Here is a 16,305-nt window from a genome sequence, read left to right as displayed (position 1 = left end):
CAAAAAGATCGAGTGGAAGTTGAGCCAGGCGCTAGTGATGCCGGACAAACGCGGCTTCGGCTCGCCTCAAGTCAATCCGGCAAAGTGTCCAAAATGGGCAACTGCGATTGTGCTTCTTGGCGAAGTCCGGAGATCAGTCGATGGTTTTCCAAAGAGAGCGCTAACCGATGCAGCACTGGTTGGCGACACGCTATGCACCGGTCCATATCGTTGATAATGAAGGTGTCTGGCCGCCTACGTCTTCCTTCACCCGCATTACGAAAGGCAGTGCCGAGTGGCGTAGCCAATGCGACGAGCCCGCCGGCCGCGAGCAGGAAGGCGAACTTGAAGGTGGCGCCGAGTCAGCACGTCGCCTTGCAACCGTTCTTCGAAAGAACGGCGCGTTGATCTTCTCGACATGGATGCCGTCCTGGACCGCCTCGCTCTTGGCGAGAGCTCCAGCAGTTTGCGTGCCGCGCTCAGGGTTGTCCGGTCTAAGTTCGCGCGGCCCACCGCACAATCGAGTCTTCCGGTTCACGTCGGCGGCGCTTCGATCGTGAAAGAACTACGCCTGGTCGGGGACGGACGGTATTTGGAGAATCTCGATAGCGCTCCGGTAATACTCAGCCACCGGCAGAAGAGCATCGCGCTCAAGCTCCACGGGAGCGATTGGCGCGTGCTCGCGGCAGGCGCGCTCCAACCTGCGAAATTCCCGCAGGGGCCGGGGGGGGGGGTGGCCCATCCCTTTGGTGGGCGCGAATTTCCCCAGATCAATGCTAACCTAGGGAGAGTTCGATGCCATCCAACTTGACGTCATTTCGGGCGCCCGAGGCGACTACGACTATAATTACCCATAGCCCCGTCAACGGCCGGGGCGTATCTCGAGATTTCTCCAAAACGAAGCCAATCCCGGTTCGCAAACCTACCCGCCCCGTGACCTTAGCGACCGCACCGCGCGCTTCTGCGCGGCCAGCGCGCTGCGCTCATAGCGCTCAAGCCCGTCGAGCCGCGGCACGATATCCGCAGCCGGGCCATCCCATAGAGCGGCCAACAGCGCCTGGCGGACCCGTCGCACGCGCCAGAGCTTGCACTTGGCCTCCGCAATGGCGGCTGCCGCATACGATCCGATCTCGCACCGGAGGCCCGAGCCAATTGCGACCATCAGCGTCGCGAACGCTGGGTCGTCCTGTTTGCAGGTGCTGGCCAGTCCATGGCGCAAGGCGTTGAGGCTGGACTTGGCCTTGCCATGCACCGTTTTGGGCCCGGTGCTGCGCTTCGCATTGCTGCGATTGGCTTCGATTTGTCGATGTGACGCCATCGCCGAGGTCCGTGGCCGGTGCTTGTCGCGACACCCCAAAAACTCGCTCCAACCTCTTGTAACTTCAAGATTTTTCTAGCCAAAAAGAGCAACAAACTTGCTGCAAAAGGACTGGCATTCCGCGGCAAAAGGAGCGTTACTGAATAGACCGGGCGCAGCGCATGGCCCCGGTATCTCACCCCGCAGGTTCGGGGCCTTTGCTGGTGCGGCGGCAGGCCGCGTCAACCTAAGGAGATACCGATGGCCACGATCTCAGTGCAAGACGCCGAGGCGCCACATCGCATCATCACGTTCAATCCCAGCGACCGGCGCGCCTTTATCGGCGGCTCGGATGCCCGCATTATCATGGGTGCGCGTTCCAGCCGATCGTGATCACCGATTCCAGGCCATCGTGATCACCCATTCCAGAGCATCGTGATCACCGTTTCCAGCCGATCGTGATCGCTATTTCCAGCGATCATGATCGGGGACAACCAGGAGGCGCCCACCGCTGACAGTCTGCAACCGGGGTAGCTCGGTCTTTTGCCCAACCGCAGAGGATCGAGATGCCGACAGAGAGACTGTCCATGCGCCACATTCGCGAAGTTCTACGCCTGCACTACAGCGTCGGCATGTCGCAACGCGCCGTTGCCCGCAGCCTCGGTCTGGCCCAGGGCACGGTCAGTAAGTACGTCAACCGAGCCCGCCGCGCCGGTCTGACCTGGCCGTTGCCAACGGAGCTCGATGACGACGTCCAGCTCGAGAACCGCCTGTTTCCGCCGCCTTCCGATCGGCCCAGCGACGAGCGTCCGCATCCGGACTGGGCGCTCGTGCATCGCGAGCTGCGGCGCCCGAACGTCACGCTGATGCTGTTGTGGGAGGAGTATTGCGACGCAAACTCCGACAGCTTCAGCTATGCGTGGTTCTGCGAACGCTATAAGGAATGGGCCGGCCGCCTCAAGCCGACCCTGCGCCAGGTCCATGTCGCCGGCGAGAAGCTGTTCGTCGACTATTCCGGCCACACCATGGAGGTAGTTGACGGGCTCACCGGTGAGGTGCGCAGCGCGCAGATCTTCGTCGCCGTGCTCGGCGCCTCGAACTACACCTACGCCGAGGCCAGCCTCACCCAGAGCCTGCCGGACTGGATCGCCTCGCACGTGCGGGCCTTTGCCTTTTTCGGCGGTGTGGCCCGGCAGACGGTGAGCGACAATTTGAAGGCCGGCATCACCCGGGCCTGCTTTCACGAGCCGATGGTCAACCGGACCTATGCCGATCTCGCCCGCCATTACCGCACCGCCATCGTCCCGGCGCGGCCGTATCGGCCGCGCGACAAAGCCAAGGTCGAGGTCGGGGTCCAAATCGTCGGGCGATGGATTCTGGCGCGTCTGCGCAACCGCCGCTTCTTCTCGCTCGCCGCCCTCAACGAGGCGATCCACAGCCTCCTTGTCGAGCTGAACGATCGACCTCTCCGGAGCTGGGGGCGAAGTCGGCGCGATCTGTTCGAAGAGTTCGATCATCAGGCGCTCACCCCCTTGCCGGATGAACCGTACGAGTATGCCGAGTGGAAGCGCTGCCGGGTCAACCTCGATTATCACGTCGAGATCGCCAAGCATTACTACAGCGTCCCTCACAACCTCTTGCATCAGGAGGTCGAGGCTCGCATCACCCAAAAGACCGTCGAGATCTTCCTCCGTGGCAAGCGCGTGGCCTCGCATCTGCGCAGCACCTTGCCGCATCGCCCGACCACGATTGCCGAGCATATGCCGAGTTCGCATCGCCGCTATCGTGACTGGACCCATGAGCGTATTCGTTCCGAAGCCGCCAAGGTCGGCCCCGACGCCGACACCCTGATCGACGTCATCCTGCGGTCGCGGCCGCATCCGGAACAGGGCTTCCGCTCCGCGATCGGCATTCTCGGGCTGGTCAAGCGCTACGGCCAGGAACGCGTCGACGCCGCCTGCGCCCGGGCCCTGCTGCTCAACGCCCGCTCGTACAAATCGGTCGCCGCCATCCTCAAGAACGGCACCGACAGAACCGCGCCTCCCGCCGAGGAGGCGCCCATCCTCTTCCACGCCAACATCCGTGGCCGCAGCTACTACAATTGATCAGGAGAGATCAGCATGCTTATTCACCCCACCGTCGATCGCTTGCGCGCCCTCGGCCTCGCCGCCATGGCCGATACCCTCACTGAACTGCAGAACAACCCCGAGGCGGCCGAGATGCCGCACGCCGATTGGCTCGGCCTCCTCGTCGATCGCGAGGTCACCGCCCGCGACAACCGCCGCCTCACGCGCCGCTTGACCAGTGCCAAGCTCCGGCAAGCCGCCGCCATTGAGAACGTCGACTATCGCACCGCTCGCGGCCTTGACCGTTCGCTCTTCCAAACCCTCGCCACCTGCCAATGGATCCGTGAGGCCAACCACCTGGTCATCGTCGGCCCAACCGGCACCGGCAAGTCCTGGCTTGCCTGTGCGCTCGGCAACAAGGCCTGCCGCGACGGCTTCTCCGTCCTCTACAAGCGAACATCCCGCCTGTTCGCCGATCTCGCCCAGGCGCGCGGCGAAGGCCGTCTGGCGCGCCTGATCGCCGCGCTCGAGCGCGTCAATCTCCTCATCCTTGATGGTGTGGACGGCCTCACCTCAACGGCATCATAGTGCCAAGGCGTGGTCACCAGAGCGCCACAAAGAAGGGAGACCGTCCGAGATGAAGTTTATTAGAATAGGCGTTGATCTCGCCAAGAACTATTTTCAGATTCATGCGCTGTCTAGTGAGGATGCACCAGCCGTAAAGCGCAAGCTGACGCGCCGGACGATGCGCGAGTTCTTCTCGAGGATCGAGCCGTGCCGCGTTGGCATGGAGGCTTGCGGCTCAGCGCACTATTGGGCGCGCGAACTGAAGGACATGGGACACGATGTGTCTCTGATGCCGCCGGCCTACACAAAGCCCTATGTCAAACGAGGTAAGAACGATGCCGTCGATGCGGAAGCCATCTGTGAAGCGGTCTCGCGCCCTGCCATGCGTTTTGTGCCGATCAAGAGCGCTGATCAGCAAGCGACCCTGATGTTGCACAAGACGCGCGAGCTGCTGGTCAAACAGCGAACGATGAGCGTGAACGCTCTACGCGGCCATTTGGCCGAATTCGGTCTTGTCGTCGCCAAGGGCACCGGCCGCGTCGACGAGCTTTTAGGCCTCGCAGAAGGCGACGCGACTCTTCCCGACGCCGCTGTCCTGGCCGCGAAGGTTCTCGGTCAGCAAATTGATGCGCTCGGAGGCGCACTCGATGATTTGGAGAGGGAGATCGCCAAGGCTCACGCGCTCAGCGAGACGAGCCGTTCGCTCGGAGAAATTCCCGGCGTTGGCAAGCTTGTTGCCTCGGTAATTACAGCCAGTGTACCAGACCCAAGCGTATTCAATTCGGGACGGGATTTTGCTGCCTGGCTGGGTCTGACGCCCAGGCAAATTTCAAGCGGGGGTAAACCAACTCTCGGAACCATCACCAAGGCGGGTAATCGATATATAAGGAAGTTACTCGTTCTCGGAGCAACATCGCTTCTAAACGTTGTGGAAAAACGCCGCGGCGGCTTGCGCGACTGGATTGTCGGGCTTTTGGCTAAAAAGCCGGCGCGGCTTGTGACCGTCGCCCTCGCCAACAAGCTTGCTCGGATCATCTGGGCAATGATGAAAACCGGAGAATGCTTCCGCACCGAGATGTTCGCCAAACTTTGAGTGTCGGACAGCCGCATCGAAGAGTTATAAGCTTGGTAAGTGCAAGAAAGGCATGATGAAAGACAACGGTCGCCACCGAAAACCAGGAAAACCCGACCAGTCGTGTGAGCCTCAAAGCTCGCATCCTTGATGTGACCCCTTGGTTCTCGGACTTCATCAGGGCCAGCGGAGATATGATCCGCGCTAAAGGCCGGACATACGATCGCAGCCGTCCAAGTCGTTCGAAGTGCCAAATTGTGCTTGCCATCAGAGGCCGTCCACATATGACGACTGGGGACCCGAACCGCTCACCGCCGACCAGCGCCGCGATCTGCTCGAGATTGTCGATGATCGCTACGACAAGGGATCCTTGTTGATCACAAGTCAGGTCCCCGTGTCGCAATGGCACGACGTCATTGCCGATCCCACCCTTGGCGATGCGATATTGGACCGCATCATTCACAATGCGCACCGCCTCGAGCTCAAAGGCGACAGTCTACGGCGTCAGGCTGGCGAAAAGAAAAAACCGTGAGCACCTCGCGCACGATCGCCCCGCCGGCCCACAGGCCCCTCCCGCGCGCGTCGCTCCGTCGCTCATGGGGGCACTCCGCGCCGCGCACGGGGCCCTCCCATGGACCGCCGGAACGATCTCCGAACCAACCCGCCAGCCTTGACCAGGAGACCATTTCCAGCACACATAAACCCGTCAGTCGTGTTCGCCTCCGCATCTGATCACGATCGCTGGAATCCGTGATCACCATCGCCTGGAACACCTGATCACCATCCCTGGAATGCGCACATGGGCGATGATCAGGACGAACTCATTCGCTTGTGGCGGGAAAAGCGCGGCGAGATCGCGCCGCAAGATTTTGCGCAGAACCTGATCGTTCAGCTCGGCACCGTCACCGAAGAGCTCAACCGCAGCTGGTACCAGCGCTGCACCGGACAGGCGATCACCGACATTCAGAAGCGGGTGCGGCATCCCGTCCACAGCTGGATGGCGGCAACGCTCGACGGCATCGTCGCGCCGGCCGGGGCGGTGTTCGAGGCCAAGTTCATGCTGCCCTGGGCCTTCACCGAAGAGGCTGCGGCCGAGAAGCATATGGCGCAGCTGCAGCACAACATGTGGGTGGTCGCCGCCCGTTCGGCCGTGCTCTCGATCATCACCGGTGGTGGCAAATGGGTCGAGATCACCGTGCATGCCGATCCGCTCTACCAGCACCTGTTGCTGACGGCGGAAAAGAAGTTCTGGCGCTGCGTGCAGACCGGCGAGCCGCCGCTCCTGTTCAACATCGAGCCGCCGCGCCCGCGGCTTGCCGCCGTCAAGGTCATCGACATGACCGCCTCCAATCTGTGGGCCGAATGCGCGGCGACCTATCTGCGCACCCGGGACGCGCATGGCGAGCACGAACTCGCCAAGGCCGAGCTCAAGAAGCTCATGCCGGAGGATGCCAAGGAAGCGTTTGGCCACGGCGTTCGCGCCAAGCGCTCCAAGGCCGGCGCCGTCAGCTTTGATCCGGTTGAGATGGAGCGCGTCCATGCACCAGGCCAGTGAGCATATCGGCGCGATCGCAGTGGCGCTGGCCAAAGCGCAAGGCCAACTGACCAACCCGGAAAAGACCCTCACCGCTCAGATCCGCTCGCCATTCCTACGCGATGACGACCGGACTTTTCGCTACGCCTCGCTGGCCTCGGGACTTGAGATCGTGCGCAAAACTCTGAGCCAACAGGAGATCGCCATCATCCAGACCACCAGGGTCGAGGCGTCCACCGGCACCATCCATCTCACCACGCTGCTCGCCCATTCCTCCGGCGAGTGGATCCTCGGACTGGCCGGTCTGCGCCGTCAGGGACGTCGAGGCGCCGCACCGGATGGGCGCAGCGCTGACCTATGCCCGCCGCTATGCTCTGTTCGCGCTGGTCGGGATTGCCGGCGAGGACGATCTGGACGCGCCTGATAGCGTTGGCCCGCCGGGCACGGAGCCGCAGCAAGCGCCCCTGAGCGCCAAACCCAAGCCGGCCAAGGGCGTTCTGCATCGCCCGCCGGTGCTGGGCCCAGCACAATCTGCCGAGCTGCGGGAGCAGCTTCTGAGCCAGCTCGCAGCTCTGCCCGCTGGTGAGCTCGCTTGGGGTTGGGCCAAGGCCACCCTCCCGCTCAAGAACACCCTTCTTGAACCGGACGCCCGGCTCGTTGAAGCCGCCTTTCAGAGCAAGCTTGAGGAGGCCGCCGCCCGTCCCACGGCCGAGCAAGCGCCGGCGTTAGATCGAGCGCAACCCGCGTCGGCAGAGCCGCTCGGGGCAGCTGCCTTGGGCAACGAGGCCGGGCTGCAGCCATCTCTGCGACCTGCCCACGAGGTTGGGCTCGCCCATCCCAAGGAGCTGCTCCGCAAGCGCAGCAAGGCGCACCTGTTGTTCGTCCGGGAGCAGCCCTGCCTAGTCTGCCAGCAAACGCCGACCGACGCTCACCACCTGAAATTCGCCCAAGCCAGGGCGCTCGGCCGTAAGGTCAGCGACGAGTTCACGGTGCCGCTGTGCCGCGTTCATCACCAGGAGCTGCACCGCCACGGCAACGAGCGCGCCTGGTGGGCGAACCTGCAGATCGCGCCGCTGGCAGTCGCGCGGGAGCTGTGGGCGGCTAGCCCAGTCCACGATCAAACCAAAGCCGGAATGGCGAGCGCGGCTTTGCCGGCACAACTCGGCTCGGGGGCCTCGCCATGAACTGGCCGTTCCCTACCACGCACCAGCTGACTGCGACCGCGCTACCGGTCGAGTTTGAGGCATTGGTGCCGCCGCCTTTGCTGCTGCCGGGCGAGAGCCTCGAGCACTACCAGGCGCTGCGGCAGGCCATCTTCGCCGACCTAGCACCGCGATCCGCCATCGAATGGCTGCTCGCCATCGATATCGCCGAACTGTCCTGGGAGATCCAACGCTATCGCCTATTGCGCCACAAGCTGCTTGAGACGCATCGCCAAAAAGCTATTGAAGCAGCGCTTCGCCACATCGACATGATCGGAATCGTCCCCCAGTTCGAAGCGGAAGCGGAGTACTACACGTTGCAAAACGCACTGAGCTGGCGGACCGATCCAATCGCTGCAACAGAGATCGACACGCGGCTTGCTCGTTACGGCTTCGATCAAGAGGCCATCAATGCCGAAGTCTACGTGGAGACGCGCGAGATCTTCGTCTTGTTCGAGGGCTTGCTGAACGCCGCGCAAACAAAACGGTTGCTGCTAATGAGGGAGATCAAGAACCATCGTTCCCCTGGCGCAAAGTCTACAATCCGACCTGAAACACTCAAGATCGGTACGGAAGCCAAATAAACCGTGGCGATGGCGGCGACCCCGGACGGACGCATCGAAGACGGCGCTGTGTTCGAGGCCAAGTTTATGCTGCCCTGGAATTTTTTCCGAAGAAGCCGCGGGCTGCAGCACAATAGTGGGTGGCCTTCCTCTCGATCGGCCGTGCTGTCCATCATCACCGGGGGTGGCAAATGGGTGGACATGACGATCTCGGCCGCCTTGTCTCATCTTGATTGACGCGCCGCTCTCATCCTGATTGTCGCGCCATATCTCGCTTTTCGTCCGTGCCCAACCGTGTCTTGTCTGCAGCCCGTCGGATCCGCATCATTTGAAGTTTGCGCAAGGGCGTTCCCCGGGCGCAAGGTCAGCGAGGAGTTCACCGTTCCCCGGTGTCGCGCGCATCATCAAGCCCTGCACCGGCGGCAATGCGCGGGCGCGGTGGGCCGATCAGCAGATCTCCCCGCTTCCGATTGCGCAGGAACTATGGGCGAGTAGTCTGGCGCAGGACGACACCGCGGCTCTGCTCGGGCTTGATCATGCCATACGCCGTATCATCAAGTGAAAAGGCGCGGTTCTGATGAAGCGAAAAAAGGAAGAAGGCGAGCGCGCTTCAGCCCGTGGAGAACGTGAGCCGCGATTCCATTCTTTGTCTCGGTCCTCGCGACCTACATTCCCGCGATCGGCTGGAACGCCGACAAGATCCAGACAAAGAGCAGACCGGGCCGACGCCGAAGTGCGCCGGCCTCTATACCGAAGCCAGTCCAACGACCCCAGCTCTCGACGGCGCCCGTATCGTGCTCGGCGGGCGCGTTTGGGCGCTCGCGCGCAGCCATTCACGCTGGGGGAGCGGGAGGCGCGGCCGCCTGAGCGCCGGCCAGGGCTGCTTGCAGCGCGGCCTCCTTGGTGTGATCGAGCGATGTTTTCAGTACAGTGCCGCCTTCACCTCTGAGACCTTCGAGCACTTTATCCCCGGTCACTTTGCGCACCAGCACGAACAAGGCCGCTGAGCCAGGCTGGATGGCGGCCGCGGTTTCCTTCATCCATTTGTCATCAATGCCGACGTCGGTCAGGTATCCGCCAAGCGTGCCAGACGCGGCACCGAGCGCGGCGCCGAGAAGCGGCGATAGGAAGATCAGCCCGATGAGACTGCCCCAAAACGCGCCGGATACGGCCCCGGCTGCGGTCGTATTGAGGAGTTGATTCAGCTTCACCGCGCCTTGAGCGTCCTTCACAGCAATCACCGCATCGCTGAGCTCGATCAGGTACTCCTTCTGCATAGAGAGAAGTTTCTGCCGAACCTCTTCCGCCTTCGCCTCTGTCGGGAAAGCAATGACGACAAGTTCACTCATCCGGTCGCTCCAATGTTAATTCGAATACCTCAAGGGCACGCAGTCAGCCAGAGGGAGAGGTTTGCGCGGTGACTTCATCTTACAATTGCTTGAGGTGCTCATCCAAGTCATCGCCCTTCAACATGTTGAGCGCGTGGCCTTGTCACCAGCGACACGGGAGTGGGGCGCCCGGCTCAAGCGGTCCGCCGGTCATGATAGTGCAACCCTCCATTAGGCTGTAGCCTCCCTCGGCATAACACGTCACCTAAAGCCGCGAGGTACGGAAGGTGTCACAGCTGCCGACTTCTCCAGACTTTAGACCAGCCATGAACCAGCGGGTGCGCTGCTCGGATGTGCCGTGCGTGAACGCGTCCGGCACGACGTAACCTTGCGACTGCCGCTGCAATCGATCATCGCCAATCGCTGACGCGGTTTGCATCGCTGCCTCAACGTCGCCAGGCTCAATAAACTTCCACTTCTCTTCCGCGCGATTGGCCCAGATCCCGGCGAGGCAATCAGCCTGCAGTTCGACCCGGACCTGCAGGGCGTTGGCCTCGGCTTTGCCCATCCCGCGCTGCTGCTCCTGCACCCCGGCCAAGACGCCGAGCTGGTTCTGAACGTGGTGCCCGATTTCATGGGCGATCACATAGGCCTGAGAAAACTGGCAGCTTTTGCTTCCTGCGTCGCAGCCTTTGAAACGCCGCTCCAGGTCCTGAAAGAAGCTGGTGTCAAGATACACCTTGTGATCGAGCGGGCAGTAGAATGGCCCCATCGAGGATTGTGCCGATCCACAGCCAGAGGTCGTTGCCCCCGAGAACATCACCAGCGTTGGCCGCTCGTACTGTTTGCCGGCTTGAGAGAAAATGGCGGTCCATTGCACTTCGGTGCTGCCGAGCACCGCAGAAACAAAGTGGCCCATTTCATCGGAAGGCGTGCCCGACTGGGCCGCACTGGTTTGCTGCTGGGCGCTATCGTTCCCCGATATTGTTTCCGCTCCTTGGATCAGCACGCGCGGATCAATGCCCAGAGCCCAACCGATCAGGCCGAGTACGACAATGGTGCCGATACCAAGCCCGCCGCCACCTCCGGGAAGGCCACGTAATCCCCCGCCGCGACGGTCTTCAATGCGCTCGCTCTCGGGCAAGTCATCGATGCGCATCTTGGCCTCCCTCTTTCAACGACGGGGCGGGCTATCTCGCCATGACCCGCTTGATCAGCATCGTCGCAATTCCGGCGAGCAGCGCTTTGGCCGCTGGGGAGGATAGAACCTCAATGATCGGGTTTGAACCTGATCCCTGCTGTTGGGCCTCAATGGCGTTGGCACCGAGCATGTCGCGCAGCTGGCCGGGCTTGCCGTGCAGATCGGTGATCACCTGGCCCAATTCCTTCGGCTCTGCAGGGACCTGTGTCGGCAAGGCAACCCCGCGAGCGGCGGCGCGTTCTTGCAGCATTTTCAGGATGTCCGCCCGTTCTTCCGGAGACAGTTTGCTCAAGGCCTTCTGTGCCGCCTGAGCGTATTGGTCGGCCGATGCGGCGTGTGCGACCTCCCCATATCGCGTCAGCACCTCCTGATCCGAATACCCCTGTGAAGGATGGCCTTGTTCGTAGCGGTTGACGAAGTCGCTGTATTCCTTGAGGCGGCCCTCGCCGACCCCCAATTGATCCAATATTCCCATCCGCAAACTCCTTTGAGCAACTATGCGCTACAGAGATCGGACAGCGATGCTGTCGGGCGCGCAGCTCACATAGGCTGAGCTGGCGGCGGAGACAGATCTTGATCTTGATCAACGAAAATCGTGGCACTGCTAGCGTCACGGCGGCTAGCAGCTCTGTTCCGATCTTTTATCGGTGCCGTTAGATGTGGCGCCGCTGCAACATAGGGTCAGCGCGCGAGAGGCTGCTCATTTCGGCTGGAGTTCGCAGGCGTGTCCAAGAACTCCAACACGCTAATCGCGATCCGCTCTTCCGCGAGGCGCGTCTCCACGAACTGCCGCTCCTGATCGCTCAGCTGGGTCTTGAGCATGTTCTCATAGCGATGAATGTTGGTCTGGTGTACGCGCCAGCGCGAACTCAACGTGTTCATGGCAGGAGCTATAATGTTCATGTAAGGGGCAACACGGCATCAAAGCAGACGAATGTTGCGCGCACAAGACAGGCCAAATTTAAGCGACCGCTTGCCTACCTCCGCCTCTGATCTGGCTTGCTCAGTCGTGGTGCTGCCTCCCGACCTGAATGGCGCGTCAGCCGCCCCGCTTAGTTTGGAGGCATGTGGTACAACGATAGGCACTTACCTGCATACCCTTGGCGTTTTCACGAGGGACCAACGCACAAAGGGTCCCCGCCTGAGACACTCGACAGCTTCCGTAGCGTGCGAAGATCAAGGCAACGGTCGCGGCGTAACGGATGCGGTCTCGGGCGTAGTGGTGCTCGAACTGTAGACCGAGGCGGACATAAAAGGGCGGCTAGCTGACAGCGGAACGAGAAGTCACCCTACCCCACGCGACGGCTTTCTCCTCCTTTCAGGAAAACGGAGTAATTTAGCGCCGGTTTTCGAAGGTGCATCGCGCGGGAGCCTTGATAACACTGTATTAATTGGGTTCGTTTTGCAGAGTTTGTCGCGCACTCCCGATCTGCCGAGTTATGCTTCTGAGCGCCCGGTCGCGGCGGCCGATGGCTCTGGCTGCATAGCCGTCCAACCGCAGAAGGTGGTCGAGCACACGCCGGGTGCCCTCGGCCATCCGCTCCGCCGGTTGGGTAGGCATGTCCTCGTCCGAATTGATCATCTTGGGCTGCCGGGGGCGCCGTCGCTGCTCCTTCGAAATCAAGCAACGGAACATACTTTGAGCCCACTTGACCGCCGCCATGTCGTTGCGGAAGTACTGCGGGGGCTCCAAGCTGCCGAACAGAAACGCCCGATTGCGAAACTCAGCTCTGATGGCCTGAACGCGCTGCCGTTCGAGCTCCGCTTCGGCCGCGGTTCGGGCCAACGCCATGATCAATGCGCTGTCCGCGCCGCCGGCCACCTCATATTGTGCCACGATCTGGCGCGCGAGCGCCTCGACCCGCCGTGCAAAGTTCGGATCGTCGCACCTGACGCTGAGACGGTGCTTCACCGCATTGCGGCTTGCCCGCCTCTTTCCGTTTGCAGAGCGCGGTCCGGTCGAGCTTTTTGCATTGCGCCTATTGGCTGCTCGCTGATGCTCCGTTGTCATTGTCTGCTGCCTCCTCCTCACCACCATCGGGTCCAGACGCTTTGAGATCGATTTGTTGCAACACGCGCTCTGAGCTGCGCCGGACCGTTACGGCGAGTTCGTTGCGGTAGCGCGCGATCTGACGCAGCGTTCGGTCAAAGCGCCGTTCCAAATCCGCGATCGCGCTTTCAATTTTTTCAAGTTCGTCCAGTCGAAGACGAAAGGCCTCCGCATGGATGGCTTCTTCGTCAAGGCCCCGCTCCCGCAAGATCTTACGAACCTCACGCTTGGAACCGCGACGCTGAAACCAGCGCGACGCGAGCCGGTAGGCCTTCTCCTCGTCATCGTCCCGCAGTATGAATACCGGATTGCGCAGCACTTGCTTCAATAGGTTTTCCAGTGCGGCCTGAAAGGAGATGCGGGCGATATCTCGTTTGATGCGGCGGAGCTGAGCTCGGCAATCTGCCACACCAAATCAGCGACCGTGTCGAGATACATATTCTCGATCACGCCGGTCGGTTTGACTTCCTCCATCAGGGCAGCATGCAGCTTCGCAAACGCTTCAGCCGCATCGATACTCGCGAGCGCGTCGCGTCCGAAGAGCGCCGATTTCGATTTCTTCCGGTGGTACGTCATTTTTGCGCTCCCAAGGTTGCAAGCAGTTCGAGCGAACGTCGAACAAAACTCCCAACACAGCCGCACCCGGGAGCGCCTGACTGCCGAGTCAGGCTCATGCTGATCCTGAAGGACCAAAGGTAAATGCAATTCTAAGGGTTTTGTTTTGGCTGGATTATGCACAGCCAAGAAGAGGCCCTAGCCGTCACAACTTAACCCTGCAGTAACGGTATCACCCTGGAGTTCGGCCTCTCGCGGCTGGGACAGTGAAACCGCGTCGCGACCCACGAAGCGGCGCGTAACTCTGGCGTCGTCAGAACGCGCCAGTTCGAGAGCCGCTCATTTTGTTTTGGGCTGTGGCTTTGCACGCTTTCGAAAACGGACGCCAGCGCCTCCACCGTTCTCTTCAATGAACTCTATGCCGGCGGCCTCTAAGGCCTGCTGCAGCTTTTCTATCGCCTCAGTCGACAGACTCCGCCGTTCCCGTTCGAAGTCCACCACGGTCGACAAGCCCACGTTGGCTCGACGGGCGAGTTCAGGTTGGGTCATATCGAGAAGTGACCGAGCAGCCCGGCATTGAGGGGGAGAAAGCTTTTTCAACATTTTATGTTGACGGCGTCTCTGCTCTGGGATATCAACATTTAATGTTGATCGCCTGTTTGATGTTGGGAGGAGCTTGCTGTGATTCTTGGGAAAAAGCTTCTGAAAACTAGCCTACTGGCCCGACAATGCTTCGTCGGTGGCTCAGACGCCCGCATCATCATGGGCGATAACGAGGCAGATCTTCTTAGGCTTTGGCGCGAGAAGCGCGGAGAAGCAGAGCCCCCGGACTTGTCGGGCGATCTGTTAGTTCAGCTCGGCAGTGTCACCGAAGGCCTTAATCGCCGCTGGTACGAGAAGAACACAGGGCATTCCGTGGAAGATGCCCAGCGGCAAGTCTTTCATCCGGTGCACCGCTGGATGGCGGCAACCCTCGACGGCCGGATCGAAGCGACCGGGGCAGTGTTCGAGGCAAAGTTCATGCTGCCCTGGAATTTCTCCGAAGAAGCGGCTGCCGAGAAGCACATGGCGCAGCTGCAGCACAACATGTGGGTGACGGCCTCCCGCGCCGCGGTCCTATCCATTATCACCGGCGGTGGCAAATGGGTGGAGATCAGCATCTCGGCCGATCCGCTCTACCAGCATCTGTTGCTCACGGCCGAGAAGAAGTTCTGGCGCTGCGTGGAGCGCGGCGAGCCCCCTGCTCTGTTCGGGATCGAGCCACCCCGACCGAGGCTCGAGGCCTTCCGGATCGTCGACATGACGACATCCAACGCCTGGGCGGAGTTTGCTTGCCTGTTCCGACAGACCCGGGAGGCCGCGCTGGGCCATGAACGGGCAAAGGGTGAGCTGAAATCCCTGGTCCCGGAGGATGCCAGGGAGGCGAGCGGACACGGGGTTCGGGCCCGGCGGTCAAAGTCCGGGGCAATCACCCTCGACCTGATCACAACCAGCTAAAGGAGCTACGGATGCCCTACCAAATTCCTTTCGAGTTTCCGCATCTCGACCCTTCCGATGATCCTGCCGAGGAGCTCGTTGAGGCCTTTGAACTGTTTATGGAGCTCTGGGCCAAGCTCGGCTCTTTCCGCGCCAAACATCAATCCGACCGGGTGCTCACGGCTCTGATCGATCACCAGCGGCGCCAACTCGAGATCGGCGGACTCCTGCTATCGCTCGAATCCGACTTGCGGAACGACAAACCTGATCGGGTCTCACGAAAGGAGCCGCTCCATGCGCCAAGCAAGTGAGACCATCGGCCAGATTGCCGGCGCGCTGGCCCGTGCTCAGGCCGAACTGCAAAATCCTGAAAAGACCCTATCAGCCACCATCATCTCGCCGTTCCCCCGTGAGGACAACCGCAGCTTTCGCTATGCTTCGCTCGCGAGCGGGCTCGAGATCGTGCGCAAATGCCTCTCCAAGCAGGAGATTGCAACGGTCCAGGCCACCGACATTGAGGCCGACACCGGGCTCGTCAAGCTGACCACCAGCCTCATCCATAGCTCCGGCGAGTGGATTGCCTCGGACTGGCCGGTGTGCCCGGTCGGCGAGACCGCAGCCCCGCACCGAATGGGTGCCGCCCTCACGTACGCCCGGCGCTATTCGCTGTTCAGCCTGGTCGGCATCGCCGGCGAGGATGATCTGGATGCGCCGGACCTGGCAGGCCCACTTCAGACGGAGTCAGCGGCTCACCCCAGCCAAATCAGCAGGATCGCAGCCTCTGCCGCGGTTGGGAAAGGCGCCTCCACCCCAAAGGCTCGAGCACAGGGAACTGCGCTGCCCGCAACCATATCGGTCAAGGCCTCAAAGGAGCTCGCCGAACAACTCAAGTCACAACTCGCCCTGATCACCAGCGAAGCGGCGCTTGACCATTGGGCGGTGCGGGCCTGGAAAGGCCTCAGCAGGTTGCGCCTTGCTGATGCAGACGACGTCCGCCAAGCCTTCGAAGCCCGGTTGGCCGAGCTGCGCAAGGAAGCGGAGCCTGAGCCAATGGCTGGTCAGCTCAACGGAAGCACAACGCCTGGCGGCCTCGCCATCCCGAAGCCCCTGCGCCAGCGCGATCGCCACCATCTGCGGTTTGTGGCGCAGCAGCCGTGCCTGGTCTGCGGCCGCACACCGAGCGACCCCCACCACCTGAGATTCGCCCAGTCGCGCGGGCTGGGACAGAAAGTCAGTGACGAGTTTACGGTGCCGCTCTGCCGGGCGCATCACCGGGAACTGCATCGGGCCAGCAAAGAGATGGAATGGTGGGCACGACTGGGCATTGAGCCGACCATGATCGCTCATCAGCTGTGGACGGAAACTCACGCGCGTGCCCAGGCGTAATGGAATTCATCGATCCAAGTGCGCATTTC

At 61.6% G+C, this 16,305-nt stretch carries 18 protein-coding genes and 2 pseudogenes; 12 read left to right on the top strand and 8 right to left on the bottom strand.

From position 1 onward, the window contains the following. Window positions 1–901 precede the first annotated feature (901 nt). The gene (locus ACNJYB_RS14490) at window positions 902–1,297 is read right to left on the bottom strand and encodes a hypothetical protein (protein ID WP_439374571.1); all 396 of its coding nucleotides are present in this window, start codon (window positions 1,295–1,297) and stop codon (window positions 902–904) included. 240 nt (window positions 1,298–1,537) lie between these two features. Between ACNJYB_RS14490 and ACNJYB_RS14485 the strand changes: the two genes are divergently transcribed. The 9 genes and pseudogenes from ACNJYB_RS14485 (at window position 1,538) to ACNJYB_RS14445 (ending at window position 8,517) form a co-directional block, all read left to right on the top strand. Further along, complete coding sequence (locus ACNJYB_RS14485) at window positions 1,538–1,669, top strand: hypothetical protein (RefSeq protein WP_439374570.1); 132 nt, start codon at window positions 1,538–1,540, stop codon at window positions 1,667–1,669. Between the two features lie 173 nt (window positions 1,670–1,842). Continuing rightward, on the top strand, window positions 1,843–3,381 hold the full coding sequence (gene istA / locus ACNJYB_RS14480; protein ID WP_439373471.1) for an IS21 family transposase: 1,539 nt from the start codon (window positions 1,843–1,845) through the stop codon (window positions 3,379–3,381). Window positions 3,382–3,396: 15 nt separating this feature from the next. Continuing rightward, window positions 3,397–3,930, top strand: coding sequence for an ATP-binding protein (locus tag ACNJYB_RS14475; protein ID WP_439373472.1), 534 nt, complete (start codon window positions 3,397–3,399; stop codon window positions 3,928–3,930). Between the two features lie 49 nt (window positions 3,931–3,979). Next, on the top strand, window positions 3,980–5,002 hold the full coding sequence (locus tag ACNJYB_RS14470; protein WP_439373148.1) for an IS110 family transposase: 1,023 nt from the start codon (window positions 3,980–3,982) through the stop codon (window positions 5,000–5,002). A gap of 265 nt (window positions 5,003–5,267) precedes the next feature. Beyond that, window positions 5,268–5,513 (top strand): annotated as a pseudogene (locus tag ACNJYB_RS14465) (ATP-binding protein); the annotation flags it as partial. Between the two features lie 267 nt (window positions 5,514–5,780). After that, the gene (locus ACNJYB_RS14460; protein ID WP_439374569.1) at window positions 5,781–6,536 is read left to right on the top strand and encodes a YqaJ viral recombinase family protein; all 756 of its coding nucleotides are present in this window, start codon (window positions 5,781–5,783) and stop codon (window positions 6,534–6,536) included. Next, window positions 6,520–7,699 (top strand): annotated as a pseudogene (locus ACNJYB_RS14455) (ERF family protein). Before ACNJYB_RS14460 ends, ACNJYB_RS14455 begins: the two are co-directional and overlap by 17 nt. Next, a complete protein-coding gene (locus ACNJYB_RS14450) occupies window positions 7,696–8,301 on the top strand; it encodes a hypothetical protein (RefSeq protein WP_439374568.1) in 606 nt (201 codons plus the stop codon). The pseudogene ACNJYB_RS14455 and the gene ACNJYB_RS14450 overlap by 4 nt, the downstream one beginning before the upstream one ends. A 3-nt stretch (window positions 8,302–8,304) precedes the next feature. Beyond that, the gene (locus tag ACNJYB_RS14445; RefSeq protein ID WP_439374567.1) at window positions 8,305–8,517 is read left to right on the top strand and encodes a hypothetical protein; all 213 of its coding nucleotides are present in this window, start codon (window positions 8,305–8,307) and stop codon (window positions 8,515–8,517) included. Window positions 8,518–9,113: 596 nt separating this feature from the next. Here the strand turns inward: ACNJYB_RS14445 and ACNJYB_RS14440 are convergent. From ACNJYB_RS14440 to ACNJYB_RS14410, 7 genes are all read right to left on the bottom strand, one after another. Further along, on the bottom strand, window positions 9,114–9,629 hold the full coding sequence (locus tag ACNJYB_RS14440) for a DUF1269 domain-containing protein (RefSeq protein ID WP_439374566.1): 516 nt from the start codon (window positions 9,627–9,629) through the stop codon (window positions 9,114–9,116). Between the two features lie 244 nt (window positions 9,630–9,873). Then, complete coding sequence (gene ypfJ / locus ACNJYB_RS14435) at window positions 9,874–10,767, bottom strand: KPN_02809 family neutral zinc metallopeptidase (RefSeq protein WP_439374565.1); 894 nt, start codon at window positions 10,765–10,767, stop codon at window positions 9,874–9,876. Between the two features lie 31 nt (window positions 10,768–10,798). After that, the gene (locus ACNJYB_RS14430; protein ID WP_439374564.1) at window positions 10,799–11,284 is read right to left on the bottom strand and encodes a hypothetical protein; all 486 of its coding nucleotides are present in this window, start codon (window positions 11,282–11,284) and stop codon (window positions 10,799–10,801) included. Window positions 11,285–12,196: 912 nt separating this feature from the next. Further along, window positions 12,197–12,820: a hypothetical protein gene (locus ACNJYB_RS14425; RefSeq protein ID WP_439374563.1), complete on the bottom strand. Its 624-nt coding sequence runs from the start codon at window positions 12,818–12,820 to the stop codon at window positions 12,197–12,199. After that, a complete protein-coding gene (locus ACNJYB_RS14420; RefSeq protein WP_439374562.1) occupies window positions 12,789–13,187 on the bottom strand; it encodes a hypothetical protein in 399 nt (132 codons plus the stop codon). Before ACNJYB_RS14420 ends, ACNJYB_RS14425 begins: the two co-directional genes overlap by 32 nt. Beyond that, complete coding sequence (locus tag ACNJYB_RS14415; protein ID WP_439374561.1) at window positions 13,184–13,435, bottom strand: hypothetical protein; 252 nt, start codon at window positions 13,433–13,435, stop codon at window positions 13,184–13,186. Before ACNJYB_RS14415 ends, ACNJYB_RS14420 begins: the two co-directional genes overlap by 4 nt. Window positions 13,436–13,753: 318 nt before the next feature. Next, window positions 13,754–13,963, bottom strand: a complete 210-nt coding sequence (locus tag ACNJYB_RS14410; RefSeq protein WP_439374560.1) for a helix-turn-helix domain-containing protein — start codon at window positions 13,961–13,963, stop codon at window positions 13,754–13,756. Window positions 13,964–14,176: 213 nt separating this feature from the next. Between ACNJYB_RS14410 and ACNJYB_RS14405 the strand changes: the two genes are divergently transcribed. Genes ACNJYB_RS14405 through ACNJYB_RS14395 form a run of 3 tightly spaced genes read left to right on the top strand, consistent with a single transcriptional unit; the run spans window position 14,177 to window position 16,276 of the window. Then, a complete protein-coding gene (locus ACNJYB_RS14405; RefSeq protein ID WP_439375553.1) occupies window positions 14,177–14,911 on the top strand; it encodes a YqaJ viral recombinase family protein in 735 nt (244 codons plus the stop codon). Between the two features lie 11 nt (window positions 14,912–14,922). After that, window positions 14,923–15,201: a hypothetical protein gene (locus ACNJYB_RS14400; RefSeq protein WP_439374559.1), complete on the top strand. Its 279-nt coding sequence runs from the start codon at window positions 14,923–14,925 to the stop codon at window positions 15,199–15,201. Next, the gene (locus ACNJYB_RS14395; RefSeq protein ID WP_439374558.1) at window positions 15,185–16,276 is read left to right on the top strand and encodes an ERF family protein; all 1,092 of its coding nucleotides are present in this window, start codon (window positions 15,185–15,187) and stop codon (window positions 16,274–16,276) included. Before ACNJYB_RS14400 ends, ACNJYB_RS14395 begins: the two co-directional genes overlap by 17 nt. Window positions 16,277–16,305 lie beyond the last annotated feature (29 nt).

This window comes from Bradyrhizobium sp. SMVTL-02 (assembly GCF_051853005.1).
In the GTDB taxonomy this organism is placed as follows: domain Bacteria; phylum Pseudomonadota; class Alphaproteobacteria; order Rhizobiales; family Xanthobacteraceae; genus Bradyrhizobium.
The sequence above is the reverse complement of the archived record's forward strand: the minus strand, read 5'-3'. Positions and strand labels throughout refer to the sequence as shown.

Bases quoted from the DNA above. Each gene is read 5' to 3' on its own strand.
- ACNJYB_RS14490 (WP_439374571.1), bottom strand. From the start codon at position 1,297: ATGGCGTCACATCGACAAATCGAAGCCAATCGCAGCAATGCGAAGCGC.
- ACNJYB_RS14485 (WP_439374570.1), top strand. From the start codon at position 1,538: ATGGCCACGATCTCAGTGCAAGACGCCGAGGCGCCACATCGCATCATC.
- istA (WP_439373471.1), top strand. From the start codon at position 1,843: ATGCCGACAGAGAGACTGTCCATGCGCCACATTCGCGAAGTTCTACGC.
- ACNJYB_RS14475 (WP_439373472.1), top strand. From the start codon at position 3,397: ATGCTTATTCACCCCACCGTCGATCGCTTGCGCGCCCTCGGCCTCGCC.
- ACNJYB_RS14470 (WP_439373148.1), top strand. From the start codon at position 3,980: ATGAAGTTTATTAGAATAGGCGTTGATCTCGCCAAGAACTATTTTCAG.
- ACNJYB_RS14460 (WP_439374569.1), top strand. From the start codon at position 5,781: ATGGGCGATGATCAGGACGAACTCATTCGCTTGTGGCGGGAAAAGCGC.
- ACNJYB_RS14450 (WP_439374568.1), top strand. From the start codon at position 7,696: ATGAACTGGCCGTTCCCTACCACGCACCAGCTGACTGCGACCGCGCTA.
- ACNJYB_RS14440 (WP_439374566.1), bottom strand. From the start codon at position 9,629: ATGAGTGAACTTGTCGTCATTGCTTTCCCGACAGAGGCGAAGGCGGAA.
- ypfJ (WP_439374565.1), bottom strand. From the start codon at position 10,767: ATGCGCATCGATGACTTGCCCGAGAGCGAGCGCATTGAAGACCGTCGC.
- ACNJYB_RS14430 (WP_439374564.1), bottom strand. From the start codon at position 11,284: ATGGGAATATTGGATCAATTGGGGGTCGGCGAGGGCCGCCTCAAGGAA.
- ACNJYB_RS14425 (WP_439374563.1), bottom strand. From the start codon at position 12,820: ATGACAACGGAGCATCAGCGAGCAGCCAATAGGCGCAATGCAAAAAGC.
- ACNJYB_RS14415 (WP_439374561.1), bottom strand. From the start codon at position 13,435: ATGACGTACCACCGGAAGAAATCGAAATCGGCGCTCTTCGGACGCGAC.
- ACNJYB_RS14410 (WP_439374560.1), bottom strand. From the start codon at position 13,963: ATGACCCAACCTGAACTCGCCCGTCGAGCCAACGTGGGCTTGTCGACC.
- ACNJYB_RS14405 (WP_439375553.1), top strand. From the start codon at position 14,177: ATGGGCGATAACGAGGCAGATCTTCTTAGGCTTTGGCGCGAGAAGCGC.
- ACNJYB_RS14400 (WP_439374559.1), top strand. From the start codon at position 14,923: ATGCCCTACCAAATTCCTTTCGAGTTTCCGCATCTCGACCCTTCCGAT.
- ACNJYB_RS14395 (WP_439374558.1), top strand. From the start codon at position 15,185: ATGCGCCAAGCAAGTGAGACCATCGGCCAGATTGCCGGCGCGCTGGCC.